We start from the raw sequence: 1934 nt of genomic DNA, 5'->3' as shown, positions 1-1934 counted from the left end.
TAATACTAAGGTTATTATAAAAACATAAAATTTTATGCTTTTATAGTACGTTAATGTATATAAAAACTAATATATTAAAATAAATACTTGGAGGCAAAGCAATGGAAACTCTGAATGGCTTAAAGAGAACTCATTACTGTGGGGACTTAAGAGAGAGCAATATAAATGAAGAAGTTGTACTTATGGGATGGGTACAAAAGAAAAGAAACTTAGGGGGATTAGTATTCGTTGACCTAAGAGATAGAAGTGGATTATGTCAAATAATATTTGATACTGATGTAAATGCTGAAGCTTTTGCTAAAGCAGAAAAATTAGGTTCTGAATATGTTGTTGCAGTTAAGGGGAAAGTTGCAGAAAGATCATCTAAAAACCCTAATATGCCAACTGGTGATATAGAAGTATTTGCTACTGAATTAAAAGTATTAAATAAATCAGAAACACCACCAATATATATAAAAGATGACGATAATGTTTCAGAAGAATTAAGATTAAAATATAGATACTTAGATTTAAGAAAACCATCTATGCAAAAGAACTTAATGTTAAGAAGTAGAGTAGCTGGTATAGTTAGAAATTATTTAACTGAAAATAATTTCTGTGAAATAGAAACTCCATTCTTAATAAAACCAACTCCAGAAGGTGCTAGAGATTACTTAGTGCCAAGTAGAGTTAATGAAGGTAAATTCTATGCATTACCACAATCACCACAATTATTTAAGCAATTATTAATGGTAAGTGGTATGGATAGATACTTCCAAATAGTTAAGTGTTTCAGAGATGAAGACTTAAGAGCTGATAGACAACCTGAATTTACTCAAATAGACTGTGAAATGTCATTTGTTGAAGAAGAAGATGTTAGAGCTATAATGGAAAAAATGGTACAAAGAATATTCAAAGAGGTATTAAATGTAGAAGTTAGCTTACCACTTCCAGTTATGCCTTACTCAGAAGCTATGGAAAGATATGGTTCAGACAAGCCTGACACTAGATTTGGATATGAATTAACTAACATATCTGATATAGTAGCTAACTGTGGATTTGGAGTATTTGCAAATGCAACTAAAAAAGGTATGAGTGTTAGAGGTATAAACGTAGAAGGTAAAGCAGAAGAATTTACTAAAAAGCAAATAGGTAAATTAGAAGACCATGCTAAGACTTATAAAGCTAAAGGTCTTGCTTGGATGAAGATAGGAGCTAACAGAGAAGTTACTTCTCCAATAGCTAAATTCTTCAATGAAGAAGAAATAACTGCAATACTTGATAGAATGAATGCTAAAGAAGGCGACTTATTATTATTCGTTGCTGACAAGGACTCAGTAGTATTTGATGCATTAGGTCAAGTTAGACTTGAAGTTGCAAGAAGACTTGATTTATTAAATAACAATGAATACAAAATGTTATGGGTAACTGAATTCCCATTATTCGAAGAAGACGAAGAAACAGGAAGATTCATAGCTAAACATCACCCATTCACATCTCCTATAGATGAAGACTTAGATAAATTAGAAGATGGAGATAAAGCATCTTTAAGAGCTAAGGCTTACGATATAGTTATAAATGGATATGAAGTAGGTGGAGGAAGTGTTAGAATATTCAACTCTGACGTTCAAAAGAGAATGTTTGCTGCATTAGGACTTTCTGAAGAAGAAGCTTACGAAAAGTTTGGATTCTTATTAGATGCATTTAAATATGGAACACCACCACATGCAGGAATAGCATTTGGACTAGATAGATTAATAATGATACTTGCAGGAACTACTAACATAAAAGATGTTATAGCATTCCCTAAAAACCAAAGTGCAGTTTGTCCAATGACAAATGCTCCAGCAGTAGCAGATGAAGAACAACTTAAAGAATTAAGCATACAACTTGCTTTAGAAACTCAAGAGTAATAAAAAAATGACCATACATTATGTGTGGTCATTTTTTTATAT

Annotated in this window: 1 protein-coding gene; it reads left to right on the top strand. The window is 31.6% G+C overall.

From position 1 onward, the window contains the following. Positions 1 to 101: 101 nt before the first annotated feature. The gene (gene aspS / locus G3997_RS08620; RefSeq protein ID WP_296645373.1) at positions 102 to 1892 is read left to right on the top strand and encodes an aspartate--tRNA ligase; all 1791 of its coding nucleotides are present in this window, start codon (positions 102 to 104) and stop codon (positions 1890 to 1892) included. Positions 1893 to 1934: the final 42 nt, after the last annotated feature.

Origin of the sequence: Romboutsia sp. 13368 (genome assembly GCF_018336475.1) — a bacterium.
GTDB lineage: Bacteria > Bacillota > Clostridia > Peptostreptococcales > Peptostreptococcaceae > Romboutsia.
Note: the sequence above shows the minus strand (reverse complement) of the source record. Positions and strands in the feature narration are given on the sequence as shown.